Annotated in this window: 25 protein-coding genes and 1 riboswitch; of the genes, 9 read left to right on the forward strand and 16 right to left on the reverse strand. The window is 66.6% G+C overall.

Features of this window, described 5'->3' with window-relative positions; translation table 11 throughout:
- Window positions 1–18 precede the first annotated feature (18 nt).
- Together ISF28_RS15355 and ISF28_RS15360 are read left to right on the forward strand one after the other, a co-directional pair.
- Entirely contained in the window at window positions 19–1,230 is a 1,212-nt protein-coding gene (locus tag ISF28_RS15355) for an AGE family epimerase/isomerase (protein WP_198118037.1), read from the forward strand.
- A gap of 1 nt (window position 1,231) precedes the next feature.
- Complete coding sequence (locus ISF28_RS15360; RefSeq protein WP_198118038.1) at window positions 1,232–2,152, forward strand: carbohydrate kinase family protein; 921 nt, start codon at window positions 1,232–1,234, stop codon at window positions 2,150–2,152.
- A gap of 1 nt (window position 2,153) precedes the next feature.
- On the opposite strand, the gene ISF28_RS15365 is transcribed toward ISF28_RS15360, so the two are convergent.
- The 5 genes from ISF28_RS15365 to ISF28_RS15385 all read right to left on the reverse strand — a co-directional run bounded on the left by ISF28_RS15365 (window position 2,154) and on the right by ISF28_RS15385 (window position 8,003).
- Window positions 2,154–3,386, reverse strand: coding sequence for a maltoporin (locus ISF28_RS15365; RefSeq protein ID WP_198118039.1), 1,233 nt, complete (start codon window positions 3,384–3,386; stop codon window positions 2,154–2,156).
- Window positions 3,387–3,550: 164 nt separating this feature from the next.
- Window positions 3,551–4,462, reverse strand: a complete 912-nt coding sequence (locus ISF28_RS15370) for a carbohydrate kinase family protein (RefSeq protein ID WP_198118040.1) — start codon at window positions 4,460–4,462, stop codon at window positions 3,551–3,553.
- Between the two features lies 1 nt (window position 4,463).
- Window positions 4,464–5,495 (reverse strand): ABC transporter permease subunit, encoded by a 1,032-nt coding sequence (locus ISF28_RS15375; RefSeq protein WP_198118105.1) that lies wholly within the window; start codon window positions 5,493–5,495, stop codon window positions 4,464–4,466.
- An 8-nt stretch (window positions 5,496–5,503) separates the two neighbouring features.
- A complete protein-coding gene (locus ISF28_RS15380) occupies window positions 5,504–7,012 on the reverse strand; it encodes a sugar ABC transporter ATP-binding protein (protein WP_198118041.1) in 1,509 nt (502 codons plus the stop codon).
- 49 nt (window positions 7,013–7,061) lie between these two features.
- Window positions 7,062–8,003 carry an ABC transporter substrate-binding protein gene (locus ISF28_RS15385; RefSeq protein WP_198118042.1) on the reverse strand — a complete coding sequence of 314 codons (942 nt, stop codon included), beginning with the start codon at window positions 8,001–8,003 and terminating at the stop codon, window positions 7,062–7,064.
- 313 nt (window positions 8,004–8,316) lie between these two features.
- Here ISF28_RS15385 and ISF28_RS15390 point away from each other — a divergent pair, with 313 nt between their 5' ends.
- The gene (locus ISF28_RS15390) at window positions 8,317–9,315 is read left to right on the forward strand and encodes a LacI family DNA-binding transcriptional regulator (protein WP_198118043.1); all 999 of its coding nucleotides are present in this window, start codon (window positions 8,317–8,319) and stop codon (window positions 9,313–9,315) included.
- On the opposite strand, the gene ISF28_RS15395 is transcribed toward ISF28_RS15390, so the two are convergent.
- Window positions 9,312–10,235 carry a DMT family transporter gene (locus ISF28_RS15395; protein ID WP_198118044.1) on the reverse strand — a complete coding sequence of 308 codons (924 nt, stop codon included), beginning with the start codon at window positions 10,233–10,235 and terminating at the stop codon, window positions 9,312–9,314. The two genes, ISF28_RS15390 and ISF28_RS15395, sit on opposite strands and share 4 nt — an antisense overlap.
- Before the next feature lie 374 nt (window positions 10,236–10,609).
- Here ISF28_RS15395 and ISF28_RS15400 point away from each other — a divergent pair, with 374 nt between their 5' ends.
- Window positions 10,610–11,482, forward strand: a complete 873-nt coding sequence (locus ISF28_RS15400) for a LysR family transcriptional regulator (protein WP_229519107.1) — start codon at window positions 10,610–10,612, stop codon at window positions 11,480–11,482.
- A 9-nt stretch (window positions 11,483–11,491) separates the two neighbouring features.
- Here ISF28_RS15400 and ISF28_RS15405 read toward each other — a convergent pair whose 3' ends face one another.
- Window positions 11,492–12,154, reverse strand: a complete 663-nt coding sequence (locus ISF28_RS15405; RefSeq protein WP_198118046.1) for a GNAT family N-acetyltransferase — start codon at window positions 12,152–12,154, stop codon at window positions 11,492–11,494.
- A 60-nt stretch (window positions 12,155–12,214) separates the two neighbouring features.
- Window positions 12,215–12,673: a winged helix-turn-helix transcriptional regulator gene (locus ISF28_RS15410; protein ID WP_198118047.1), complete on the reverse strand. Its 459-nt coding sequence runs from the start codon at window positions 12,671–12,673 to the stop codon at window positions 12,215–12,217.
- A 113-nt stretch (window positions 12,674–12,786) separates the two neighbouring features.
- On the opposite strand from ISF28_RS15410, the gene ISF28_RS15415 reads away from it, so the two are divergent.
- A complete protein-coding gene (locus ISF28_RS15415) occupies window positions 12,787–13,707 on the forward strand; it encodes an alpha/beta hydrolase (protein ID WP_198118048.1) in 921 nt (306 codons plus the stop codon).
- A gap of 18 nt (window positions 13,708–13,725) precedes the next feature.
- Here the strand turns inward: ISF28_RS15415 and ISF28_RS15420 are convergent, their stop codons facing one another.
- Genes ISF28_RS15420 through ISF28_RS15435 form a run of 4 tightly spaced genes read right to left on the reverse strand, consistent with a single transcriptional unit; the run spans window position 13,726 to window position 18,736 of the window.
- Window positions 13,726–14,964 carry a multifunctional CCA addition/repair protein gene (locus ISF28_RS15420; protein WP_198118049.1) on the reverse strand — a complete coding sequence of 413 codons (1,239 nt, stop codon included), beginning with the start codon at window positions 14,962–14,964 and terminating at the stop codon, window positions 13,726–13,728.
- A gap of 2 nt (window positions 14,965–14,966) precedes the next feature.
- Window positions 14,967–15,683 carry a glutathione S-transferase family protein gene (locus tag ISF28_RS15425; protein WP_198118050.1) on the reverse strand — a complete coding sequence of 239 codons (717 nt, stop codon included), beginning with the start codon at window positions 15,681–15,683 and terminating at the stop codon, window positions 14,967–14,969.
- Window positions 15,684–15,704: 21 nt separating this feature from the next.
- Window positions 15,705–16,670 carry a complex I NDUFA9 subunit family protein gene (locus tag ISF28_RS15430; protein ID WP_198118051.1) on the reverse strand — a complete coding sequence of 322 codons (966 nt, stop codon included), beginning with the start codon at window positions 16,668–16,670 and terminating at the stop codon, window positions 15,705–15,707.
- A 32-nt stretch (window positions 16,671–16,702) separates the two neighbouring features.
- Window positions 16,703–18,736, reverse strand: a complete 2,034-nt coding sequence (locus ISF28_RS15435; RefSeq protein WP_229519108.1) for a lytic transglycosylase domain-containing protein — start codon at window positions 18,734–18,736, stop codon at window positions 16,703–16,705.
- Window positions 18,737–18,815: 79 nt separating this feature from the next.
- Here ISF28_RS15435 and ISF28_RS15440 point away from each other — a divergent pair, with 79 nt between their 5' ends.
- Complete coding sequence (locus tag ISF28_RS15440; RefSeq protein ID WP_370663441.1) at window positions 18,816–19,379, forward strand: 5-formyltetrahydrofolate cyclo-ligase; 564 nt, start codon at window positions 18,816–18,818, stop codon at window positions 19,377–19,379.
- 121 nt (window positions 19,380–19,500) lie between these two features.
- Here ISF28_RS15440 and metF read toward each other — a convergent pair whose 3' ends face one another.
- The 4 genes from metF to metK form a co-directional block, all read right to left on the reverse strand.
- On the reverse strand, window positions 19,501–20,334 hold the full coding sequence (gene metF, locus ISF28_RS15445) for a methylenetetrahydrofolate reductase [NAD(P)H] (protein ID WP_198118053.1): 834 nt from the start codon (window positions 20,332–20,334) through the stop codon (window positions 19,501–19,503).
- Complete coding sequence (locus ISF28_RS15450; protein WP_198118054.1) at window positions 20,321–20,674, reverse strand: phage holin family protein; 354 nt, start codon at window positions 20,672–20,674, stop codon at window positions 20,321–20,323. Before ISF28_RS15450 ends, metF begins: the two co-directional genes overlap by 14 nt.
- Window positions 20,675–20,762: 88 nt before the next feature.
- Window positions 20,763–22,178: an adenosylhomocysteinase gene (gene ahcY, locus ISF28_RS15455; RefSeq protein WP_198118055.1), complete on the reverse strand. Its 1,416-nt coding sequence runs from the start codon at window positions 22,176–22,178 to the stop codon at window positions 20,763–20,765.
- A gap of 28 nt (window positions 22,179–22,206) precedes the next feature.
- A riboswitch (S-adenosyl-L-homocysteine riboswitch) is annotated at window positions 22,207–22,277 on the reverse strand.
- Window positions 22,278–22,341: 64 nt separating this feature from the next.
- Window positions 22,342–23,511 (reverse strand): methionine adenosyltransferase, encoded by a 1,170-nt coding sequence (metK, locus tag ISF28_RS15460; protein WP_198118056.1) that lies wholly within the window; start codon window positions 23,509–23,511, stop codon window positions 22,342–22,344.
- A gap of 179 nt (window positions 23,512–23,690) precedes the next feature.
- Between metK and ISF28_RS15465 the strand changes: the two genes are divergently transcribed.
- Genes ISF28_RS15465 through dapF form a run of 3 tightly spaced genes read left to right on the forward strand, consistent with a single transcriptional unit; the run spans window position 23,691 to window position 26,277 of the window.
- The gene (locus ISF28_RS15465; RefSeq protein ID WP_198118057.1) at window positions 23,691–24,542 is read left to right on the forward strand and encodes a lysophospholipid acyltransferase family protein; all 852 of its coding nucleotides are present in this window, start codon (window positions 23,691–23,693) and stop codon (window positions 24,540–24,542) included.
- Window positions 24,539–25,402 (forward strand): lysophospholipid acyltransferase family protein, encoded by an 864-nt coding sequence (locus ISF28_RS15470; RefSeq protein WP_198118058.1) that lies wholly within the window; start codon window positions 24,539–24,541, stop codon window positions 25,400–25,402. Before ISF28_RS15465 ends, ISF28_RS15470 begins: the two co-directional genes overlap by 4 nt.
- Before the next feature lie 11 nt (window positions 25,403–25,413).
- The gene (gene dapF, locus ISF28_RS15475; protein WP_198118059.1) at window positions 25,414–26,277 is read left to right on the forward strand and encodes a diaminopimelate epimerase; all 864 of its coding nucleotides are present in this window, start codon (window positions 25,414–25,416) and stop codon (window positions 26,275–26,277) included.
- Window positions 26,278–26,291: the final 14 nt, after the last annotated feature.

Genomic DNA, 26,291 nt, shown 5'->3' on the forward strand with positions numbered 1-26,291 from the left:
ACTCATCACGACCGACCCATGCTTCCCGACTTCCATTCCCGCGCGACGCTGCTGCAGCACATCCGCCACACCCGCCAGTTCTACGATCCCCGCTGCGTCGACCCGAGCGGCGGCTTCTATCATTTCTACAAGGACAACGGCACGGTCTACGACGCGCGCACGCGCCACCTCGTGAGCAGCACCCGCTTCGTCTTCAATTTTTCGACGGCGTGGCGCCAGTTCCAGGAACCGGCCGACCGCGACCGCGTGCTGCACGGCCTGCGCTTCTTGCGCGACGCGCACCGCAATCCGGAGACGGGCGGCTATGCCTGGACGCTGGACTGGAACGACGGACAAAAACGCGTCACCGACGACACCAACCACTGCTACGGCCTCGCCTTCGTGCTGCTGGCCTATGCCCACGGGCTCATGGCCGGCGTCGGCGAAGCGCGCGCGTGGCTGGACGAAACGTACGACCTGATGGAGCGCCGCTTCTGGGAACCGGCGCACGGCCTGTATGCCGACGAGGCGAGCGGCGACTGGTCCACGCTGTACCCGTACCGCGGGCAGAACGCCAATATGCACGCGTGCGAAGCGATGCTGGCCGCGTTCGACGCGACGGGCGACACCAAATTCCTGTGGCGCGCCGAGACGCTCGCCCACAACATCACCGTGCGCCAGGCCGCACTGTACGGTAACCTGATCTGGGAACACTACCGCAGCGACTGGACCGTCGACCCGGACTACAACCGCGACGACAAGACCAACATCTTCCGCCCGTGGGGCTACCAGCCCGGCCACCTGACGGAATGGGCCAAGCTCCTGCTGATCATGGAACGCCACAAGGACAAGATGGCCGGCCCGTCCGACTGGCTGCTGCCGCGCGCGCGCCAGTTGTTCGACGCCGCGCTGGCCAAGGCGTGGGACGCGCAACACGGCGGCATCCACTACGGCTTCGGTCCGGAGGACGAGATCTGCGACGCCGACAAATACTTCTGGGTGCAGGCCGAGAGCCTGGCCGCCGCCGCCCTCCTCGGCGCGCGCACCGGCGACGCCGCCTACTGGACCTGGTACGACCGCATCTGGGCCTACAGCTGGGAGCATTTCGTCGACCACGAGCACGGCGCCTGGTATCGCATCCTCGGTCCGGCCAACGAGAAGCTCACCGACGAAAAAAGCCCGGCCGGCAAGGTCGACTACCACACGATGGGCGCCTGCTACGAGGTGCTGACCGTTCTGACCAAGGATTGACATGGCGGACTTTCCCGTATTCGTCGCGGCCGGTGAAGCCCTGACCGACATGATCGTCGACGACGCTGGCGCCACGCGCTGGCACAGCGTGACGGGCGGCTCGACGTGGAACGTGGCGCGCGCGATGGCGAAGCTGGGCGCGCCCAGCGCCTTCGCCGGCGCCGTCAGCCGCGACGTGTTCGGCGACCAGCTGTGGCGCGCCACGCTCGACGCGGGCCTGGACGAGCGCTTCCTGCAGCGCCTGGACAAATCGCCGCTGCTCGCGATCGTGCACCGGCTCGACCCGCCCAGCTATTTCTTCGTCGGCGACGACAGCGCCGACCTGCACTTCGACGCGGCGCAGCTGCCGCAAGGCTGGACGGCCGGCTGCCGCTGGGCGCACTTCGGCGGCATCAGCCTCGCGCGCCAGCCGCTCGCGGGCAAGCTCGTGCTGCTGGCCGAAACGCTGAAGGCGCAGGGCGTGCGCATCAGCTACGACCCGAACTTCCGCGCGCTGATGGACGAGGACTACGACCCGACCCTCAAGCGCATGACGGCGCTGGCCGACGTCGTGAAGGTGTCGGAGGAAGACCTCGTCGGCCTGCTGCGCACACACGACGCCGACGCGGCCTTTGCCACCTTGCGCGGCTGGAACCCGGATGCCAGCTACCTGTACACGAAGGGCGCGGCCGGCGCCTCGCTGCATACGCCGGACGGATCCTGGCAACAGGCGGCGCCGCGCATCACGCCCGTGGACACGGTCGGCGCCGGCGACGCCAGCATCGCCGCGCTGGCCTGGAGCATGCTGCATGCGCCCGAGCGCGACGGCCGCACCCACCTGCGCTTCGCCGTCGCGGCGGGCGCCGCGGCCTGCCTCGCGGCCGGCGCCACGCCGCCCACGCTGGCGGCCATCGATACGCTGCTGGCGGGGATGCACGCCTGACTCACCAGCAGTTTTCGAACGTGAGGCCGACCGTGTAGCCGGACAACGCCGTGCCGAAGACGCCGTTCGCGGCCAACGGATCGTTCGCGCGCGCGGCCGCGCGGGCCGCCTCGTTCCAGTGCGCGTGCGTGAAGAACAGGCGCAACTCGGGACGGTCGAAATAGCCGGGCGCGGTCGTCAGCGCGACGGCGGCCGTGAACTTGGTCAGCCGGCGCACGTCGCCGTTCTGCGGCGCGACGCGGTCGTGGCCCACGTCGGCCAGCAGCTTCACGTGGTCGGCCAGCGCATACGACAGCCTGCCGCCGGCCGACGCCCACGTCTTCACTTTCGCAGCGTCGTGCGCGGTATCCCGCTGCCAGACGCCGACGAGCTCCCCGCCGAAGCGCCGCGTGACCTGCGCGAACCAGCTCTCGACGACGCGCAGCCGGTGCACATCGCGGCCGTTCGTGATGTCGCCCGTCGCCCCGTTGTCCGTCCCCGCGCCCGTCCCCCACTGCACCGCGAGGCGATTCTCGCCGGCGCCGGCCAGGATGCGCTGGCGGTGCTGCACGGTCGCCATCGAACCGCCGTGGTGGCCACGCTCGCCGTCGCTGCGGATCAGCGCCAGGCCCAGTTCCAGCGTGCCGCCCGGGTTCACGGGCACGCCGCGCAATTGAAAGTCGTGGCGGTTCGCGGTGTCGCCGACGCGCATGATCGGCATCGTCTGCTGGTCGTCATGCAGGTAGGCGTAGCTGAATTTCATCGGACCCACCGGCACGTTCTCGATGCCCACGCCCATCCCGGACGGATTCCAGTACAGGAAGTCGTCCGCGTTCACCCCTTCGCGCTTGTAGTAGCGGCGCCCGAGCCACACTGCGGCGTCGCCCAGGCCGCTCACGTGTTCGATGGCGAAGTAGGCCTGCGGCAGCCCGATCTTCCAGCCGCCCTCCGGCCGTTTCGCGTTGTTGGACGCGGCCTCGTTGCCCAGGTTGAGCATCGCATAGGCCTTCACGTCCTCGCCGGCGTCGCCCCGCACCAGGTGCTGGCCCAGCAGCATCTCGCCGTAGACGCCGCACTCGTTACCGAGCCGGTACTTCGCGCCCGCGCCGGCCAGGGCGAAGCAGGTCTGGCCGCCGCCCGCGCTGTTGGCGGCCGCGTTGGCGCGCACATAATTCTGGACGTCCAGGGCGGACGCGGGAAAGCAGAACGCGAGCGCGAGCAGCGCCGGCGCCGGTGCAACGATGTGCATGCGCATGTGTAATCTCCTTTTTCTTTTTTTGGGCAAAGCGGATCCCGTCCGGCCGCGGCGCGATGCCGCGGCAGGTCGATGGAACGGGATCTGTTACTCGTAGGGTGGGCACCCGCGTTTGATGCCCCCGGCATCAAACGCCCACGCGTGACGTATGCGACGTGTTGGCGTTATCCGCCCAAGGCGTCGACTTCTTGCGCCGTGGGCGCATACGGCCCCGCGTGCATCGCGGCCGTGGCGGCCACCGCCGCGATGCGCGCGAGCCGGCGCGCCGGCGCCATCTCCGGATGGAGCAGCAGACCGGTGATCCACGCGGCCATCGATGCGTCGCCGCAGCCGACGGTGTCGACGACGTCCACGCGGCACGCCGGCGCGTCGAGCACGTGGCTGCCCTGGATCAGCGCCAGGCCGTCGGCGCCGCGCGTAAACAAGATCTCGGCGTCGGGCGCCAGCGCGCGCAGCGCGGCCAGCGCGTCATGCGGCGCGAGGCCCAGGAACAGGCCTTCCAGGTCTTCGTCGGACACCTTGATGTGGCTGGCGAGGCCCGCGACCAGCTCGAACGTGGGCCGGTACGCGGCGTCGCGCATCGCGGTGCGGAAGTTCGGATCGAAGGCGATGCGCTTGCCGGCCTGGCGCGCCATCAGGGCCTGCTCGACGAGCCGCCGCGCCAGCGGGCCGCGCGCCAGGGCGAGACTGCCCACGTGGATCACGTCGGCCGCCTCCAGCCAGCCGTCGGGCAGCAACTCCGGGCGGAAGTGCAGGTCCGCGCTGTTCTCGCCCAGGAAGACGTAACGGGGCGGATGGCGCGACGTCACCATCGCGATGAACGGCGGCGCGTCCACGCGCTGCAGGAAGCGCTCGTCCAGGCCCGCCTGCGCGCTCGCCGCGGCGATCTCGTCGCCGAAGGCGTCGATGCTGACGGCGCCCGCATAACCCGTGTGCACGCCGAGCCGGGCACCGACGCGCGCCACGTTCCAGCAGGAGCCGCCGGGCAGCGAGCGCCAGGTACCGTCGTCCTGGCGGATCATGTCGGTCAGCGCTTCGCCGAAGACCACGTAGCGGGGAAGTCGTTGTGCTTGCATGTCAGTTCGCCTGTTGTTGATAACGCCATTTATCGAGCATCACCGCGAGCACGATGACGGTGCCCTTGGCCACGTACTGCCAGAACGACGACAGGCCGAGGATCGTGAGGCCGTTGTTCAGCAGGCCGATGATCAGCGCGCCCGTGACGGTGCCCCACACCGTGCCCACGCCGCCCATCAGGCTCGTGCCGCCGAGGACCACCGCGGCGATCGCATCGAGCTCGTAGCCCGAGCCCCAGTTGCCGTTCGCGCCGTACAGGCGGCTCGCGGACATCGCGCCCGCCGTGCCGGCGCACAGGCCGGAGAACGCGTAGACGAACACGAGGACGAGGCCGACCTTGATGCCCGTGAGCCGCGCCGCCTGCGGATTGCCGCCCACCGCGTACACGTGCATGCCCAGCACCGTGCGGCGCAGGATGAACCACGCCGCCAGCACGAGCGCCGCGGCCACCCACACGAGCCACGGCAGGCCGGCGAACGAATCGTTGCCGATCCATTCGAAGGTCGGGATCTCGCGGTTCAGGATCGTGGTGCCGTCGGCCAGCAGGTACGCGACGCCGCGCAGCGCCGTCATCGTGCCGAGCGTGACGACGAACGGGTTGATCTTGAAGACGGCCACCAGCAAGCCGTTCAAGAGGCCCATGCCCAGGCCCGCGAGCAAAAAGATCGGCAGCGACAGCGCCGGCGCGTGACCGGGCAGCGACGCGATCATGCCCAGCACCGCGGACACCGCCAGCACCGAGCCGACCGACAGATCGATGCCGCCCGTGAGGATCACGAACGTCATGCCGGTCGCCAGCACGAGGTTGATGGAACTCTGGCGCAGCACGTTCATCGTGTTGGCCACCGTCGCGAAGTTCGACACGCCGTCTTCGGCGAAATACCCGGTCAGGAAGTAGAACACGATGTACAGCGCGACGAGCACGGGCAGCATGCCCATGGTCGCGAACATGCGCGAGAACGCCTGCTTGACGCCGCCGTGCGCGCCGGCGCCCGGCGCGGCGGGAAATGATGATTTGATGGTCTGCATGATGGTATCTCCTATGCGGCCTGGGCCTGCGTGGCCAGTGCCATGATGTTTTCCTGGGTGATGCGCTCGCCCTGCAGTTCCCCGGCGAGCCAGCCTTCGCGCATGACGAGCACGCGGTCGCACACGCCGATGATTTCCGCCAGCTCGCTCGAGATGCACAGCACGGCGACGCCGGCGTCCGCGAGCTCGTGGATGATCCGGTAGATCTCGTGCTTGGCGCCGATGTCCACGCCGCGCGTCGGCTCGTCGAGGATCAGCACGCGCGGGCCGATTTCCAGCCAGCGCGCCAGCAGGAGCTTTTGCTGGTTGCCGCCCGACAGGCCGCCGATGATGCCGTCCGGCCCCGCGCCGCGCGCGGACAGTTTCGCGATCGCGTCGCGCGTCACCCGCAGCAGTTCGCCGCGGTTGAGCACCCCGCAGCGCGCGTGCTTGCCGAGGACGTTCATCGTCACGTTGGCGAGCAGCGACTGCTGCAGGAACAGGCCCTGCCCCTTGCGGTCTTCCGGCACGTAGGCGATGCCGAGGCGGATCGCATCGGCCGGCGTGCGGATCGCCACCGTGCGCCCGTCGACGGCGATCGTGCCGCCCGTCATGCGATCGGCGCCGAAGATCAACCGCGCCAGTTCCGTGCGGCCCGCGCCGACGAGCCCCGCGAGGCCGACGATCTCGCCCGCGCGCACGTCCAGCGATACCGGATGCACCTTCGCGCCGCGCACGTCGGTCAGCTTCAGGCGCGCGGGGCCCGGCACGCGCCGCCCGGCATGTTCGTAGAAACCGCCGAGTTCACGGCCGACCATCATCCGCACCACCGTGTCCGGTGTCGCTTCGGCGCGCGTGAGTTCGCCGATCCACGTGCCGTCGCGCAGGACGGTCACGCGGTCGGCCAGCATGCGCACCTCGGCCATGCGGTGGCTGATATAGATGATCGCGATGCCGCGCTCGCGCAAGGTCCGCATCACGTCGAACAGGCGTTCCGTCTCGCGTTCGGACAGCGCGGCCGTCGGCTCGTCCATGATCAGCACGCGGCTGTCGTGCACGAGGGCGCGGGCGATTTCCACCTGCTGCTGGTCGGCGATCGACAGGCCGCTCGCGATGCGCGTGGGCGAAAAGGTCGCGCCGAGGCTTTTCAGGACCTCCGCCGCGCGCCGGTTCATCTGCGCCGTGTCGACGACGCCGAAGCGCCCGCGCGGCTCCGCGCCCATGAAGATGTTCTGCGCGACCGTGAGATTGGCCGCGACGGACAGCTCCTGGTAGATCAGGTTGATGCCGCAGGCGCGGGCGTCGGCCGGACAAGTGATGCGCACAGGCTGGCCGCCCACGCGGATCGTGCCGGCGTCCGGCCGGTACACGCCGGCCAGGATTTTCATCAGCGTGCTCTTGCCGGCGCCGTTTTCGCCCATCAGCGCGTGGATTTCGCCGGCGCGGACGGTCAGCTGGACGCCGTCGAGCACCGTGACGGCCCCGAACCGCTTGCGGATGCCGGCGACCTCCAGCACGGCGGGTGGATCGATTGTTGCCATGTCTCCTCCATCGAGGGAATTTGCGCCGGCCGACGCGGCCGGCAGCCTTTTAGTGGCTGGCCCAGCCTTTGTAGGCCAGTACGTTCTGCTTGGTGATCGCTGGGGTGGGGATCAGCACGACCGGATTGGCCGGCCGCTTGCCGTTCATGATCCCGTAGCCGATGTCGACGGCCATCGCGGCCATCTTGTAGGGGTCCTGGGCGGCGGTGACGGCGAAGATGCTGTTCTTCGATTTGAGCGCCGCCTCCGCGTCCGGCGCGCCGTCGACGGACGCCACCATCTGCACGTCCGCGCGCCCGGCCTGCTTGACCGCGAGTTCGGCGCCGATGGCCGACGGGTCGTTGATCGCGAACACGGCGTCGATGCGGCGGTGCGCGATCAAGAGGTTCGTCATGACTTCCATGCCGCCATCGAGGCTGCCCTTCGCGTCCTGGTTGTCGGACACGACGCGGATGCCCGTGCCGGCGAACGCCCGCTTGCAGCCGGCCACGCGCGCCGTCACGGCGGTGACGGGCGGACCGTTGACGATCACGACGTTGCCCTTGCCGTGCAGGCGTTCGACGATGCGCTTGCAGGATTCCGTGCCGGCCATCGTGTTGTCGGACATGACCGTCGCATCCGCGTTGTCGGCGCCGACGTCGACGGCCATCACGACGATGCCGGCATTGCGCGCTTTTTGCAGCACGGGCGCGATGCCTTTCGGGTCGGACGCGTTGACGATGAGGATGTCGACCTTGTTGGCGATGAAGTTTTCGATCTGGCCGACCTGGATATTCAGGTCGTATTTGCTGGAGACGGTCGTGACCCGGACCTTGTCCCCGCCGATCTTCCTGGCCGCGTCGCCGGCACCCTTGCCGATGGCGACGAAATACGGATTGGCGAGGTCGCTGACGGCCACGCCGACGGATTTCAAAGGCCGCGCGGCCTCGGCCTGGCCACCCAGGGCAAAGGCGAGCGCGCCGATGCAGGCGAACACGGCTGGTCTGTTCATGGCGATGTCTCCGAGCTGTTTTGTGTATTGAATGCTGCGTGATGAAACAACTTTACACGTGTCGACTTTTTGTCGTCAACAGATTTTTTTAAAGATTTTTTAATAGTTGATAGACCACAACAGCCGACTGTGCATGGTGCCGGAGCCGCGCCTGCACTTGGCGTATCGATGCCCTGATTGCACGCAAGTATTTTTGCTATGATGGTGACGCGCCTGCCGGTGGCAAGCCAACTTTACACGAGTCAACAAACTGATGAAAACTGCGCCGAATGCCAACGCCTCTCGTGGCCCCGCCTCTCGTGGCCCGGTCACCATGCACGACGTCGCCGCGCGGGCCGGCGTGTCGCGCGCGACGGTGTCGAAGTATTTCAATGACCGCGAGGGATTGAAGGCGGACACCCGGGCCCGCATCGAACAGGCATGCCGCGAACTCGAATACGTGCCCGACCCGCACGCCGTGAGCCTCGTGCGCGGACGCTCGCGCATGGTCGGCGTCATCCTGCCGGTCGTGAACGAACCCTTCTTCGCCGAAGCCCTGCGCGCGATCGAAGCCAAGGCCAAGGCGCTGGGCATGGACGTGATCATCCAGTGCTCGTACAACGACCCGGCCGAGGAAGCGGCGGCGCTGATGACAATGCGGTCGATGAAGGTGGCGGGCGTGATCCTGACCGCGGTCGCGTCGAAGGCGAACCTCGACCTGTTGCTGCGGCTGGAGCAGGAAATGCGCATCGTCTACATGGACAGCTATGTGCACGAAGACTGCAACTACGTCATGAACGACAACCGGCAAAGCATGGCGATGCTGACCCGCTACCTGCTCGGCCGCGGCCACCGTCCGGCGTATCTGGGGGCGCCGCCCGTCGCGCATCCGTCGCCGGAAGAGCGGCTGGCCGGCTACCTGGAGGCGATGGAGGAAGCGGGCATGGCACCGCACGTCGTGCCCGGCAGCACGCAACCGTCGTGGGATTTCGAAGCGTACGCCTTCCGCCACGTGCTCGACTGGCTGGCGAGCGGCGCCTGGAAGCGCGCCGGCGTCACGGCGCTGGCCTGCGGCACGGACAGGCTCGCGATCGGCGCGATGTCCGCGTGCCGCCGCTTCGGGCTGGAACCGGGCAAGGACCTGGCCATCGTGGGCCACGACGACCTGCCCATTTCCGCCTACCTGTATCCGCCGCTGACGACGTTCCGGCAGGACGTCGCCGCCATCGGCGTGGCGGCGATGGCATGCCTGCAGGCGCAGCTCGACGGCACCGCCGTAACGCCCTACCGCAAGCGTTTTACGGGCGGCCTGGTGCCGCGCGAGTCGGCCTAGCCCGCGTCCGACAAGGACGTCAGCGGCAGGCCCGGCGCCGGGTTGGCGGCCGGCGCGGCGCGTTTGCCGCGGGTCACCAGGAAAATACCCAGGATCGACAGGCTGCCCCCCGCGATCGATGCCGCGCCGCGCACCTCGTGGAACAGCAGGAAGCCGAACAACATCGTGAACACCGGCACCAGATAAAAGTAGGACGCGACCAGCGTGGCCGACTGGCCGCGGATCAGCAGGAACAGCAAGGCCACCGCGCCCACCGACAGCACGACGGCCAGCCAGGCCAGGCTGGCAATGAAACCCATGCTCCATTGCACGGTGAGTTTTTCCGTCATCAGGGCCGCGGTGCCGGTCACCGCGAAGCACGTCAGGTACTGGATCAGTGCCGATGGCAGGATCGCGGCCTGGGCGCTGTAGCGCTTTTGATAAAGCGTGCCGAGCGTCAGTCCCAGCAAGCCGATCACGGCCGGCATCACCTGGCGTTCCACCGACTGCACGCCGGCGATCAGGTTCAGGCCGTTGGACAGCACCGCCACCGTGCCCGCCAGGCCGAGTGCCATGCCCAGCCATTGGCGCGCCGACAACGACTCACGGCCCGTCGCGACGGAGATGACCGCGGTCAAGACAGGCTGCAGGCCGATCACGAGCGCCGTCAAGCCGGCCGGCAGGCCGTTGTGGATGGCGTAGAAGATCCCGCCCTGGAAACACACGTGCATCAGCAGGCCGCTGACGCAAATGTGCGCGTATTCGCTGGCCGTCCTGGGCATGCGCTGGCGGAAGACGGGTATCAGGCAAGCCACGACGACCGCGGCGATCGCCATCCGGATCGCGATCAGCACGAAGGGCTCGGCATAGGGCAAAGCGCCTTTCCCTGCGATGAATCCGGTACTCCATAACAAAACAAATACTAACGCGGCAAATGACATCTTATTCTCCAAAAAATACGAATCGCATCTGCGCGAATCAAGGCAGGGAGGCGGGGAGAACGGAAAGGCGGAGGAAAGGATCTATTTGCCGCGGGGGCGCTTTGCTGTACGAAAAATATGAAATACAGCAAAAACCCGCCTTAACATGCCTGGGAAACGTATTTATAATGACAACGCATTCGATAAGAAAATGCCGTGCCCATCCACGCTTGGGCAAGCCGATTCGATTATTCTTCACCGGGTCTGTTCCGCGCTCCCGCCGATCGCCCTCGGAATTGGTTCGAATATTCTATACCCGGGGTTTCATCAAGAATAATGACAAGTTATGAACGATACGTTCACTTTTAGAGAGGCAATGAAGCGTGGATTTGCACATGCTCAGAATATTCAAGGCGGTGGCGGATGAAGGCGGCGTCGCGCGTGCGGCGGAACGCCTGCATTGCGTCCAGTCGAACGTTTCGACCCGCTTGACGCAATTCGAGAAAAAGCTCGACGTCAAGCTGTTTCACCGCGTGGGCAATCGTCTGATCATTACACAGGATGGCGTACGTCTCCTCGATTACGCGGAGCGCCTGCTGCAGCTGGCGGAAGAGGCGAAGGCGGCCGTTACCGGCAAAGGCGCCCCCAGCGGCCCGCTCCGGATCGGATCGATGGAAACGGCCGCCGCCTTGCGCCTGCCCCCGATCCTGGCCAAGTATCACGAGCAATATCCGCAGGTCAATTTAGAGATACAAACCGGACCGACCCATTTTATGTTGGAGCAAGTGCTCAACCACATGGTCGATATCGGCGTGGTGGCCGGCCCGATCAATTGTCCTGATTTAAACCAGCAGAATATTTTCGAAGAAGAATTGGTACTGGTAACCGAATTGGGCCACGGACCAGTGACCACGGCCGCCGATGTCGCATCGTCGACGATCCTGTCGTTCCGGGCCGGCTGCGCTTACCGCTATCGCCTGGAGCAGTGGTTTACCGAAAGCGGTATTCAACCGAAAATCGTCGAGTTCGGCGCTTTCGAAACGATCCTGGCATGCGTCGGCGCGGGCATGGGGGTGTCGCTGATGCCGGTCGCGCTGCTCATCAAGCGCAATTTGCTGTCATCGGTGCGCATCCATACGCTGCCGCGTCGGCTGGCGCGGGTCGACACCATGCTGATCTGGCGCAAGGATATCTGCCGCCACGCCGCGCGCGACGCATTCATCGCGCATTTCCCGAATGCGCCCGAGGTCCCGGAACACGTCAATTGAGCGGACACATCAACGCCGAAATGTCAGCCATTTGACGGCCGCGCGCGCATTCGCCTTGACCGTGTAATCGATCTTGGCGATCTGCTCTTCCAGCGCCTCGGCCAGCACGCTGCCCGGACTGGGTGGCGGCAGGTGCAGGTTGGCGTCCGCCTCGCCGTAGTCGCGGCGGATCTCCATGCCGGCCTTCTTTGCGATGTGCATCATCGTGCGGTTCGACGACAGGCACTGCATGTACAACGTGTCGACGTCGGAATTGCGGCAGTGGATGGCCGCGCGCTCGAACAGGCGGGTGCCGATGCCCTGCCCCCGCGCCGATTTCGACACGGAGACGCCGAACTCGGCCACCTTTTCCTTGTCCGTGTAATGGAGGCTGTCCGGATGCGCGTCGCGCGACGTGAACGCGAGGTGGCCGACGCCGACCAGCTGGAACACGCGGCTGTAGACGCCGAACACGATGTCCCTGGAAAAATCGAGTTTCGCGACGTACGCCTCGACCTGCTCGTCCGGCAATACGCTGCCGAAGCGCAGCAGGCGGTCGTCCCGGTCGAGGGCCAGGAAGTGGCGCCGCACGCGCCGCCGGTCGCGTTCGCCGAGCTCCTTGACGAGCACGGTCCGGCCGTCCTTCTTGCCGAAGAAGGTGTTCAGCCAGTGGCGGAGGGGATGGTCCTGCATGATGAGTCGATTGTGCGCCGCAGCAAAAAACTCACCTATTGTAACGGATGCGCGCCGGACTCAGCGGCCGTCGATGCCGCTCCGGTCCACCACCGTGTCTTCCGGCCCCAGCGGGCGGCCGTCCTGGGCATGCACGTCCACGGGCCGTAGCGGCTGCCCGCGTGCGCGATCGACCAGCCGGACGTGCGCCTCGCCCGGCGCGAAGCAATACGCCTCGCCCCATTGACGCAGCGCGACGAGCAGCGGGAACAAGGCCCTGCCCTTGTCGGTCAGCCGGTACTCCAGGTGGGCGCCGCCGTCGGCCGCCGGCACGGCCTCGAGGATGCCGTGGTCGACCAGATGGCGCAGCCGCGCCGCCAGGATGTTCTTGGCGAGGCCGAGGCTGCGCTGGAATTCGCCGAACCGCGTCAGCCCGCCGAAGCAGTCGCGCACGATCAACAGCGACCACCCGTCGCCGATCGCGTCCAGCGGCCGCGCCACGCCGCACGGCACGTCCTGGTGGCTGGTGCGCTTGACCATCATCCCTCCTCGCTGATTTTAGGTTGCATCTTAAAACCACATGACGTATAAAGCAAATGGTTTCATTTTAAAACCATACTGACGAACCGATACTGACAACCTGTGAGAGCGCAATGATCCGACCAGACGACACTTTCGACGGCACGTTCCCCTTCCGCCCCCATTTCACCGACGCGCCCGGTTTCAGGATGCACTACGTCGACGAAGGGCCGCGCGACGGGGAGATCATCCTGTGCCTGCACGGCGAGCCCACCTGGAGCTATCTGTTCCGCCACCTGATCGCCAGCCTGTCCGGCACCTACCGCGTCATCGCGCCGGACCACATGGGGTTCGGCAAGAGCGCCACGCCGCGGGAACGTACCTATTGGCTGCAAGACCATGTCGACAATCTCGAGCGATTCGTGCTGGCGCTGGACCTGCGCGGCATCACGCTGCTCATGCACGATTTCGGCGGCCCCGTGGGGATGGGGCTGGCGGCCCGGCATCCGGAGCGGATCGCGCGGATCGTGTCGGCCAACGGCCCCACGCCGTTCGGCCAGGACAGCCTGCCGGCCAGGCTGGCGGCGAACGCGCGGGAATCCCCGTGGTTCCAGTGGATCCTGAAAGCGAACGAAGAACACCGGCTGGAGACGGTGCTCGGCGAACTCGGCTTCAATATCCTCAGCACGCTCAAGCTCAACGGTTTCGAGAACCACGCGCTGATCGACGACACGTGGCTGCGCGCCTACGGGTCCCGCTACGCCACGCCGGCCGACTGCGCCGGCCCGATCGGCTGGGCCAAGGGATTCGCCACCGGCGCGCACCGGTTCGAGACGCCGGATGCGGCGGCCAGGGAAGCGATCCGCGCCAGGCCCGCCCTCGCGATCTGGGGACAGGCCGACCGCACGCTGCATGCGCAGCATTTCCTGCCGCTGTTCCGCGACCTGTTTGCGCGGGCGGACGTGCACACGCTGCCGGGCGTCGGACATTACTGCATCGAAGACGCGCCCGCCGCGATCGGGACGCTGGTGACGGAATTCATGCGCGCCACCTGAGCGGCGGCACCCGGATGGTCAGTCGCCCGCCAGCCGCAACGCGGCCTTGACGGCCGACACGCGGGCGGCATGCACGGCTTCCGGAATTTTTTTGGGATTGTCCGCATGGCGCGCCGCCACCTCGCCCGCGTTCACGGCGCGCGCCGCGTCCAGCGCGCGCAGCAGGTACGGCGCCTGCGGGTAGTCGCGATTGCGCATCTCGTGCCGCTCGTCCCCGCGTCCGCGCGCGTCGCATTCGAACGCCAGCAGCATCTGCGCGAAGCGGTCCGGCTTGCGGAAGGCGTCGCAGCGTTCGAACAACGTGACGATGGTGTTCGCGCGCAGCTCGAGCGCGCGGCTGACGTTGCCGTGCTCGCGCGCCGTCATGACGGCCAGGTCGCGGCACTCCGTCGGCACGCGCAGGCGCTTGGACAGCTCCGTGATCAGGCGCGGCCCCTCGCCTTCGTGGCCATGGTGCCTGGGCCATTCCTCGGGCGGCGTCGCGCCTTTGCCCACGTCGTGCATCAGCGCGGCGAAGCGCACGGGCAGGTCATGGCCCCGCTCGGCCGCGACGTCGATCACGAGCATCGTGTGCACGCCCGTGTCGACTTCGGGGTGATGGGACGGCGGCTGCGGCACGCCCCACAACGCGTCCAGCTCCGGCAGGATGCGCGCCAGCGCGCCGCAGTCGCGCAGCACGGCCAGCATGCGCGACGGCTTTTGCTCCATCAGCCCGCGCGCGAGTTCCTGCCACACGCGCTCCGGCACGAGGGCATCCACCTCGCCCGCCTCGACCATCCGGCGCATCAGCGCGAGCGTCGTGTCGGCCACCGTGAAGTCGGGAAAACGCGCGGCGAAGCGGGCCAGGCGCAGTATCCGCACCGGGTCCTCGGCGAACGCGGGCGACACATGGCGGAACACGCGGTCGCGCAAATCCTGCAGGCCGCCGTACGGATCGACGATGCTGCCGTCCTCGGCGCGGGCCATCGCGTTGATGGTCAGGTCGCGCCGGACCAGGTCGTCTTCCAGCTTGACGTCGGGGGCGGTGTGGAAGACGAAGCCGTGGTAGCCGGGCGCCGTCTTGCGCTCGGTGCGCGCGAGCGCGTATTCCTCGTGCGTGTCCGGGTGCAGGAAGACGGGGAAATCCTTGCCGACGGGCCGGAAGCCTTGCGCGACCATGTCCTCGGGCGTGGCGCCGACGACGACCCAGTCGTGGTCCTGGACGGGCAGTCCCAGCAGCTCATCGCGGACGGCGCCGCCGACGACGAAGGCCTGCATCGTCAATCCGGCAATTCGTCTTCGTGGGCGCCGGCGATTTCCGTTTCGGCCATCGCCTCCTCGATCCAGCGCGCGACGGCCGGATGCGCGAGCACGCGTTCGCAATAGGCTTGCAGCGCGGGCGCCAGCGCCACGCCATACGTCCGGAAACGGCACACGACCGGCGCGAAGAAGGCGTCGGCGATGGAAAAGTCGCCGAACAGGAATTGATGGTGGCCGAAGCGGGACAGGCATTCTTCCCAGATCTCGCAGATGCGGCCGATGTCGGCCTGTGCGCCCGGCGTGCGGCCGCGGCCCGGCAGCCGGGCCTTGATGTTCATCGTCATCGCGGTGCGCAGGTCGGCAAAGCCGGAATGCATCTCGGCGGCGACGGAACGGGCCATGGCGCGGGCCGCCACGTCCTGCGGCCACAGATGCTTTTCCGGGAACTGCTCGGCCACGTATTCGCAGATCGCCAGGCTGTCCCAGATCGTCATCTCACCGGCCAGCAGCACGGGCACGCGGCCGGCGGCCGAATAGCGTGCGATGTTCGCGGACGTGTCCGGCGTGTCGAGCAGGACGCGCACTTCCGTGAACGGGATGCCGGCGGCGGTGAGCGCCACCCACGGCCGCATCGACCACGAAGAATAATTCTTGTTGCCGATGACCAGGGTCAGGCCGGCCTGGCGTGCGTTGTCGAGGGTCTGCGTCAATGTCGGGTCGAGTTCGAGAGTCTGCATGGTGTGGCGTGATCGTTGAGGTCAGCGCCCGGCACGGGCGCGCAGGACGTCGAGTCCGCCGGGCGGCGCCAGGTACTGCGGCGCGACGGCCTCGAGCGCCGTGAGCTTGATTCCCAGCGCCGCTGTTGTCAAGACTTTATTGTCCCTGGACGGCTGGATGACGTTGTCGATCTTCATCGAATCGAGGTTGTCGCGCGTGATGACGGGCTCGCCGGGCAGCAGCTCGAAGAAGGCGGCCTGCAGCCGCGCCAGCGCGTCCGGCAGCGGGACGACCTTGCGCTCATGGCCGGCATAGCGGCCCGCCAGCCGCACCAGTTCCGCCAGCTCATACACTTGCGGCCCGCCCAGTTCGTAGATGAAGCCAGCCGTGTGCGGATCGAGCAACACGCGCACGAACGCCTCGGCCACGTCGCCCACGTACACGGGCTGGAAGCGCGCGTGGGCGCAGGCGAGCGGGACGACGGGCAAGTGCCGCTGCAGGCGCGCGAACATATTGAGAAAATGGTCTTCCGGGCCGAACACGACGGACGGCCGGAAGATCGTCGCCGCGACACCCGGCTGGCTCGCCACGGCCGCCTCGCCGTCGGCCTTCGAGCGCTGGTACATCGACGGCCCGTGCGGGTCCGCCCCCAGCGCGCTCATGTGCAGGTAACGCGGCACGCCTTCGGCCGCGCACGCGGCGGCGATGCGGCGCGGCAGCTCCACGTGGACGCGGCGGAAGTCCGGGCCGTACGGATCGCCGCGGCGTGAATGCAGGATGCCGACGAGGTTGATCACGGCGTCGCGCCCGGCCACGAGACGCCGCAAGGCCGCGTCGTCGTAGGGGTCGGCCTGCACGATGTCGACGCCCAGCGGCATCAGGTGCATCGCATGGCTCTCGTGCCGCGTGGGCACGACGATGGACACGGCGTGCTCGGCCAACCGCGCCGCCAGGTGGCTGCCGATGAATCCGGTCCCGCCGAACAATACGACCGACTGCGCGTGCATATCGTCTCCTCGCTCCGTGTGCGCCGCCGCGGTCACGGCAGGCCGATGCCGCTGCCGCGCGGCGTGATCGTTCCCAGGCGCGCCTTGAGCGATTGCGGGCGCTTCTCGAACAAGGCGGCATAGTTCGTCGCGTTCGACATCACGTTGCGCACGTAGTTGCGCGTTTCCTCGAACGGGATGGTCTCGACGAAGACGGCCCCCTCCATCGGCGCCGTCAACAGGCCGCGCCACGTGCGGATCCGGCTCGGGCCGGCGTTGTAGGCGGCCGTCGCCAGCACCTGCGACCCGTCCGCATTGTTCAGCACCATGTTCAGGTAATTGGTGCCGAGCACGATGTTCGTCCGGATATCGTTGAGCATGCCGTGGCCGTAATCCGTCAAGCCGATCTTTTCCGCCACCCACTTGCCCGTCGACGGCATCACCTGCATCAACCCGGCCGCGCCGACGCCGGACTGGGCATCGGACACGAAACGCGACTCCTGGCGGATGAGGCCATACACCCACGCCTGGTCCAACCCGAGCCCCTGCGCCGTCGGATGCAGGATGTCGTTGTGCGGCGCGGGGAAGCGCTGGGTGTAGTCGAACTCGGTGCGCGTGCGTTCGGACGTGGACAGCATGCGGTCGAGGATATCGTTCTGGCGCGCGAACTCGGCGGCGGCCAGCAGCTGGCGTTCCGTGAAGCCGTTGAGCGCCCAGTTCCACTCGCGCGTACCCTCGAAGCGCATGCGCATCGAAAAGAATTTCAGGGCGCGCTTGAAACCGGGATTGGCGGCCATCTGCGCCAGCTCGGCCGGCGTGGGCGGTGCCGCGCTGGGCGGGATGCTGATCTGCATGCCCAGCTCTTCCATCGCCAACTGGCCATAAAAACTGTTCTGGTCGGCGATGCGGCGGAACAGCACCTGCGCATCCTCGCGCCGGCCCTCGGCCAGCAGGGCGCGGCCCAGCCAATAGGTCCAGACGAGCTCCTCGTGTTGCGGCGTGGACATCGATTCGATCGTCGACCGCACCGTCTTCCAGTCGCCGCGGCGCAGCGCGGTGCGCGTCTTCCACTCCAGCTGGTTCCACGTCAGCGGCGCCCCGGCCGCCTTCTTCCAATCGTCATAGGCCTCCGGCGCCAGGGCCACCGACGCGGCCAGCGCGATGTTCGCCCAGCCGATCGCCCTCTCCTCCGCACTCAGCCTGGACGCATTCCGGTTCAGCGCCACCGTCGCCAGCTTCAGGCTCGTGCGCGCCATGCGGCCGATGGCGACGAGGTAGATCTCATGGTCGGCGCGCGTCTTGCCGATGCCGCGCGCCATCGCCAGGGCCGGCAGGTCGACGGCCTGGGCCGCGCGCGTGTCGGACGCGCCCAGCAGCAGCGCCGTGCGGCGCGACGGGCCGGTCGCGTGCATTTCGCCGGCCAGGCGCAGCTGGACCAGCAGATCGTTGGCCGTGAACTGCCCGGACTGGACGAGCTGGTTGACGAGCGCGGCGCAGGCTTCGCCGTACTGCGGTGGATTGTCCAGCAGCAGGCGCGCCTCCGCGGCCACGTTCTGCCCCTTCGAGGCGCGCGACAGCAGCGCGTAGCACTTGACCTGGTAGTCGTCGTTCTTGACGAACAACGGCAGCTCGCGATCGAAATCGGACCAGTCGCGCTTGCGGCCGAGTTCCAGCAGCCAGTCGTTGCGCAGGCGGTCGGCGATGGCGCTGCCGTCATAGCGCTTCAGGAAATCCTGGATTTCCTCGTTGGAAGCGTCGCGCAGCCGCGGTTTCAGCCGATAATAGTCGACGTAGGACGGGATCGCATAGTTCGGCAGGCGCGCCGCCAGTTCCGCCGCTTTTTCCGCGTCGTTCTTGCGGGCGGCATTGCGCAGCTGCGCAAAGATCTCGTCCTGTTCGCGCATGGCCTCCGACTGCGGCGCGGCAACCGGCGCGACAACGGGCGCGGAGGGCGCAGGCACGCCGGGCGCGACGGCTGCGGGCTGTGCCATGCCGGGCGATGCGGTCTGGGCCGCGGCGCCGGGCGACACGAGGAAGAGCAGGCTGGAAGCGGCGGATACAGTGCCGGCAATCAGTTTCTGCGACATCGATAATGCAATATTCAATGTAGGCTTCATTTCATCCATGACCGGCGAATCAAGAATACCATGCCCCTCGAACCCCAGCGTGGCGGACGAGAAACAGGCGGCGAAGACGGCATTGCGCAAGGCGCTCAGGACTTCACGTGGGGCGCTTGACCCGGCAATCAAGGTCCAATGGGATGCGCACATCGGCGCGCAGGTCGTCGCCTGGTGGCGCCTGCGCCAGGTGAGCGTCCTCGGCGTGTACTGGCCGCTGGCCGGCGAGCCCGACCTGCGCGCGGCCTACGCGGAATTGCACCAGGCCGGCGTACGCCTCACATTGCCTGTCGTCATGGAACGGGATGCCCCGCTGACGTTCACAGAATGGACGCCCGGCGAAGCGATGCTGCCGGACGAGGCCGGCGTACAGGTCCCGGCCCAGCTGCGCTTCATCGAACGCCCGCCGGCCCTGCTGATCCCCTGCCTCGGTTTCAATGCGGAAGGCTATCGCCTCGGCTACGGCGGCGGCTACTACGACCGCACCCTCGAACTGCCGCCGCGCCCGCACACGCTGGGCATTGCCTACAGTAACCAGGAAGCCGTGTTCTCGCACGCGCCGCACGACGTGCCGCTGGATGTGATCGTGACGGAGACCACCAACGTCACTTAATGGCGGAAAGATGTTGACGCTATGCGTAGGGTGGGCACCCCGTGCCCACCTTTGCATGCATATCGATGACGCTTGGTGGGCACGGGATGCCCACCCTACAGCAGGGAGCCATCGTATCGGTTCAGGCGCCCGTGATGCGCTGCCAGATCGCAGTCGTGGCCGCCGCCTGGTTCATGCTATAGAAGTGCAGGCCGGGCGCGCCGCCCGCCAGCACGCGCTCGCACAAGCCGCTGACGACATCCAGGCCGAACGCCTTGATCGACGCGGAATCGTCGCCGAAGCTGGCCAGCTTCAACCGGATCCAGCGCGGAATCTCGGCGCCGCACATGTCGGAGAACCGCATCAGCTGGGTGTAATTCGTGATCGGCATGATGCCGACCACGATGGGCACGTCCACGCCCAGCTTGCGCGCATTGTCGACGAACTGGAAATACGCGTCCGGATTGTAGAAATACTGCGTGATCGCGGCATTCGCGCCGGCCTGCACCTTGCGGGCGAATGCCTGCAGGTCGTCCTGCGGAGAACGGGCTTGCGGATGCATTTCCGGATATGCGGCCACTTCGATGTGGAACCAGTCGCCCGTTTCCTGGCGAATGAACTCGACGAGGTCGCTGGCATAGCGCAACTCGCCGGCGCCACCATAGCCGCTCGGCAAGTCACCCCGCAGGGCCACGAGGCGGCGGATACCCTTGGCCTTGAATTCCTGCAGGATCGCGCGGATCGATTCGCGCGTGCCGCCCACGCACGACAAATGCGGCGCGGCCTCATGGCCTTCGGCCAGGATCTCGAGGACGGTGGACAGCGTGCCGTGCTGGGTGCTGCCGCCGGCGCCGAACGTCACGGAAAAATATTTTGGATTCAGCTCGACCAGCTTCTGGCGAGCCACGCGCAGTTTTTCCGCGCCCTCGGGGGTCTTGGGCGGGAAAAACTCGATGCTGATGTTAGGGGTTTCCATCTTTGTTGAGTAATAAGGTAGAAAGCGCCCACGAAATGACACTGTACAGGATCGCCGCCAGGAAAGCCGACCAGAACCCGGCCACGTGGAAACCCGCGACGAGGTGCGCGACGAGCCAGAACAACAGCGCATTGATCACCAGGATGAACAGGCCGAGCGACACGACCGTCACCGGCAACGTGAGCACGACGAGCACGGGACGGATCACCGTGTTCACGAGGGCCAGGACGAGGGCGGCCACGAGGGCCGCGCCGAGATTGTCGACCGATACCGAGTGCATCAGGTAAGGCAAGGCCATCAGGGCCGCGGCATTGATCAGCCAGGTCAGGAGCAGGCGCATGGTTGTGTCTTTCGTGAGAAGTTATCGGCACCGCCGACGATGGAACCCGGCGGTGCGCTATATCAATTTCACGGAAGAGCTTACCAGATCAATAACGGTAATGTTCCGGCTTGTAAGGGCCTTCCTTGCTCACCGAGATATAGGCAGCCTGCTCTTCGGTCAGCTCGGTCAGCTGGGCGTTGAGCTTCTTGAGCTGCAGGCGGGCGACTTTCTCGTCCAGCTTCTTCGGCAGCGTGTACACGCCGACCGGGTAGGCGGCGGTATTGGTGAACAGTTCGATCTGGGCGATGGTCTGGTTCGCGAACGACGAGCTCATCACGTACGACGGGTGACCCGTGCCGCAGCCCAGGTTCACGAGGCGGCCTTCGGCCAGCAGAATGATGCGCTTGCCATCCGGGAAGATGATGTGGTCAACCTGCGGCTTGATGTTTTCCCACTCGTACTTGCGCAGCGCGGCGACTTCGATCTCGTTGTCGAAGTGGCCGATGTTGCAGACGATCGCCTGGTCCTTCATGCGCAGCATGTGCTGCTCGGTGATCACGTGGTAGTTGCCGGTGCAGGTGACGAAGATGTCGCCGTGTTCGGCCGCCATGTCCATCGTCACGACGCGATAGCCTTCCATCGCGGCCTGCAGCGCGCAGATCGGGTCGATTTCCGTGACCCACACCTGGGCCGACAGGGCGCGCAGCGCCTGCGCCGAACCCTTGCCCACGTCGCCATAGCCGGCAACGACGGCGATCTTGCCGGCGACCATGACGTCCGTCGCGCGCTTGATGCCGTCGACCAGCGATTCGCGGCAGCCGTACAGGTTGTCGAACTTCGACTTGGTGACGGAGTCGTTGACGTTGATGGCGGGGAACGCCAGCTTGCCGTCCGCGTGCATCTGGTACAGGCGGTGCACGCCGGTCGTGGTTTCTTCCGTCACGCCCTTGATTTGCGGCAGGCGTTTCGAATACCACTGCGGATCGCGCGCGAGGCGGCCCTTGATGGCGTTGAACAGGCAGATTTCTTCTTCCGAACCCGGCTTGTCCAGCACCGAGATGTCCTTCTCGGCGCGCACGCCCAGGTGCAGCAGCAGCGTGGCGTCGCCGCCGTCGTCCAGGATCATGTTGGCGTAGACGTCATCGCCCCATTCGAAGATGCGGTGGGTGTAGTCCCAGTACTCGTCCAGGGTCTCGCCCTTGACGGCGAACACGGGCGTACCGACCGACGCGATGGCGGCGGCCGCGTGGTCCTGCGTCGAGTAGATATTGCACGACGCCCAGCGCACTTGCGCGCCGAGGGCTTCCAGCGTGCGGATCAGCACGGCGGTCTGGATGGTCATGTGCAGCGAACCGGCGATGCGCGCGCCCTTCAGCGGCTGGGCGGCCGCGTATTCGTCGCGGATGGCCATCAGGCCCGGCATTTCGGTTTCGGCGATGCGGATTTCCTTCTCGCCCCACGAGGCGAGGCCGATGTCGGCAACGAGGTAGTCCTGGGTGGTGTCTTTGAGTACGGCGCTCATCACGCCCTCCTTTCAAGTTAAGAAAAAAGTAACGTGAGCGCGGTGTTGATATCCGAGCCTGGCGAGATGGGGAATCTCGTCGCAACGCTCCTCGGAATGTAGAGTTTAGCACGGTGGGCATGGTCATGCCCACCGGCTGCAGCGTTTTACAACGCCGTGGGTATTACGCCAGGCCCGCTTCGGCGCGCAGCAGCGCGGCCTTGTCGGTGCGCTCCCACGTGAATTCCGGCTCTTCGCGGCCGAAGTGACCGTAGGCGGCCGACTTGGTGTAGATCGGACGCAGCAGGTCGAGCATCTGGACGATGCCTTTCGGGCGCAGGTCGAAGTGTTCCATCACCAGTTCGGCGATCTTGTCGTCCGGGATGACGCCCGTGCCTTCCGTGTAGACCGTGATGTTGATCGGGCGGGCCACGCCGATCGCGTAGCTGACCTGCACCTGGCACTGGCGCGCCAGGCCGGCGGCCACGACGTTCTTGGCGACGTAGCGGGCGGCATAGGCGGCCGAGCGGTCGACCTTGGACGGGTCCTTGCCAGAGAACGCGCCGCCGCCGTGCGGTGCGGCACCGCCGTAGGTGTCGACGATGATCTTGCGGCCCGTCAGGCCGCAGTCGCCTTGCGGGCCGCCGATGACGAAGCGGCCCGTCGGGTTGACCAGGTAGCGGGTGTCCTGCAGCCATTCGCGCGGCAGCACGGGCTTGATGATCTCTTCGATCACCGCTTCCTCGATCTGGCTGTGGCTGACTTCCGGCGCGTGCTGGGTCGACAGCACGACGGTGTTCACGGACACCGGACGGCCGTTGACGTAGCGCAGCGTGACCTGGGACTTGGCGTCCGGGCGCAGCCACGGCAGACGGCCGTCCTTGCGCAGCTGCGACTGGCGCTCGACGAGGCGGTGTGCGTAATAGATCGCCGCCGGCATCAGTTCCGGCGTTTCGTCGCAGGCGTAGCCGAACATCAGGCCCTGGTCGCCGGCGCCCTGGTCGAGGTCGATACCGGCGCCTTCGTCGACGCCCTGGGCGATGTCCGGCGACTGCTTGTCATAGGCGACGAGCACGGCGCAACCTTTATAGTCGATGCCGAAGTCGGTGTTGTCGTAACCGATGCGCTTGATGGTGTTGCGCGCAACTTGAATATAATCGACGTTTGCGTGCGTCGTGATCTCCCCGGCCAGGACGACCAGACCCGTGTTGCACAGGGTCTCGGCGGCCACGCGCGCGCGCGGATCCTGCTCGAGGATGGCGTCGAGGATGGCGTCGGAAATCTGGTCGGCGACCTTGTCCGGATGGCCTTCCGAGACGGACTCGGAAGTGAAGAGGTAGTCGTTGGAAGACATTGAGGCTCCTGATACTGTTATGAAAATTGCCGCAGCACCAAGGCCTGCGACGCTTTAGCGAGATTTATATTCCGCTTCGCAAGTTGTCATTAACTCCGCGGATGCTACAAAGTGGTATTTTACGCTCCTCCAAAAATTCTGGCACAGCAACTCATCGCTTCTCTACCCTAAATCAATAAATGCTCGTCCTTTTGTTTCGAATCCTGTCGTTTTTGCCGCTGCGCGCGCTCCACGCGCTCGGCGCCGCGCTCGGCTGGATCGTCTACCTCCTGTCCCCATCGCATCGCCGGCGGCTGCGCGAGAACCTCGAACGGGCCGGTTACACGGGCCACCTGCGCGCCGCGATCGCCGAATCCGGCAAGGCCATCATGGAATTGCCGTTCGTCTGGTGCGCGCCGCAGGCGCGCGTCACCCGCCACGTCACCATGGAAAACTGGGAACTGGTCCAGCGCCAGCTCGACGCCGGCCGCGGCATCGTCTTCCTCACGCCGCACCTGGGCTGCTTCGAGCTGACCGCCCAGCAAGTCTCGCTGCGCGTCGAACTGACGGTCATGTACCGTCCGCCGCGCCAGAGCGCCCTGAAACCCCTCGTCGAAGGCGCGCGCGCGCGCCAGCACATGCATCTCGCGCCGGCCAACCTGTCCGGCGTGCGCATGCTCGTCAAGGCGTTGCGGGGCGGCCAGCCGGTGGGCGTGCTGCCCGACCAGGTGCCGCAGGAAGGCGAAGGCGTGTGGGCGCCGTTCTTCGGGCGCGAGGCCTATACGATGACCCTGCCCGCCAAGCTGGCGCAGCTGGGCAAGGCCGACATCCTGACCGTATACGCGGAACGCCTGCCGCGCGGCCGCGGCTTCGCCATCCGCTTCGTGCCGTTCGAAGGCGCGCTGGAGGGCGACGCAAGCCAGCAGGCCGCCGCCATCAACCGCCAGATGGAAAAACTCATCGCCTTCTGCCCCGCCCAGTATTTCTGGAGTTACAACCGCTACAAGAAGCCGCAAGGCGTTGCAGCCCCCCAAGCCGAGACCGTCGCATGAGGTTCCTGATTTTCCTGTTGTGGTTGCTGCACTTCCTGCCGCTGCCTGTCCTCGGTCGCATCGGCAATGCCGTCGGCTGGCTCATGTATTACGCGATCCCCAAGCGCCGGAGAATCGCGCTGATCAACCTGCGCCTGTGCATGCCGGAACTGGGCGAAGCGGAGCGGGTCCACATCGTCAAGCGCCATTTCATGGCCTATTCGCGCAGCATCCTGGAACGTTCGCTGATCTGGTGGGCGCCGTTCGAACGCATCCACGGCCTGATCGAAGTCGTCCCGCAGGTGCCGAAGGCGCAGATGGAAAGCGGTCCGACCATCCTGTTCTGCCCCCACTTCGTCTGCCTGGACGTGGGCGGCGTGGCGGCGCGCGTGGTGCCGCTGTCGAGCATGTATGCGCCGCAAAAGAACAAGGCATTCGACGATTTGTTGCGCTATGGCCGCGAACGCTATGGCCCCGTGCGCCTATTCGCGCGCAGCGACGGCATCAAGCCGATCATCCGCGCGCTGCGCGAAGGCCTCCCCTATTTCATGCTGCCGGACATGGATTTCGGCGAGAAAGATGCGAGCTTCGTCCCCTTCTTCGGCGTCCCGGCCGCCACGTTGACGGCGATGGGCCGGCTGGCGGGCGCGACCGGCGCAAAAGTCATCCCGGTCGTCGCCACTTTCTTGCCCAACTACAAGGGATACCGGGTAGAGTTCTATCCTGCATGGGAAGATTTTCCGGGCGACGACATCATCGCCGCCACCCGCCGCATGAACGCCTTCATCGAGGACCGCGTGCGCGAACATCCGGCCGAGTATTTCTGGACGCACAAACGCTTCAAGACCCGGCCGCCCGGCGAGCCTTCGTTCTACGATTAATGACAGATACCATGAAACTCAAGTTCACCAAGATGCATGGCGCCGGCAACGACTTCGTCGTCATCGATGCGATCAACCAGCACATCGACTTTGGCCCGGAACAATGGCGCCACATTGCCGACCGCCGCTTCGGCATCGGCGCCGACCAGATCCTGGTCGTCGAGCGGCCGGCGACGGCAGGCAGCGATTTCCGCTATCGCATCTTCAACAGCGATGGCGGCGAGGTCGAGCAGTGCGGCAACGGCTCGCGCGCCTTCGTGCGCTTCGTCAGCGACAAGGGCCTGACGGACAAACGCAGCATCCGCGTCGAGACGATGGGCGGCATCATCACCCCGCGCCTGGAAGACGACGGCAGCATCACGGTGGACATGGGTGCCCCGATCCTGGAACCGGCCCGGGTGCCGTTCGATGCGGCCGGCCTGGAAGGCGTCGCCGAAGGACGGGACACGCTGTGGCCGCTCACCGTGTCGCATCAGGGCCAGGAAGAGACCGTGCTCGTGTCGGCGGTATCGATGGGCAATCCGCATGCGGTGCAAGTCGTCGCCGACGTCGACGCGGCGCCCGTGCTCGAAACGGGCCCGCAGATCGAGCACCACCCCCGCTTTCCGCGGCGCGTCAACGTCGGCTACCTGCAAGTGCTGGACCGCGGCCACGTCAAGCTGCGCGTGTTCGAGCGCGGCGTCGGCGAGACGCTGGCCTGCGGCACCGGTGCCTGCGCCGCGGTCGTGGCCGGGATCCGGCGCGGGCTGCTGGACGCGCCGGTGCAAGTCCAGGCGCGCGGCGGCAAGCTGACCATCAACTGGGCCGGCGAAGGCCAGCCCGTGATGATGACCGGTCCGGCCGAGACCGTGTTCGAAGGCGAAATCGAGATCTGATGGTCCGCTGATGC

This window comes from Massilia rhizosphaerae (assembly GCF_016093545.1).
Lineage (GTDB): Bacteria > Pseudomonadota > Gammaproteobacteria > Burkholderiales > Burkholderiaceae_D > Telluria > Telluria rhizosphaerae.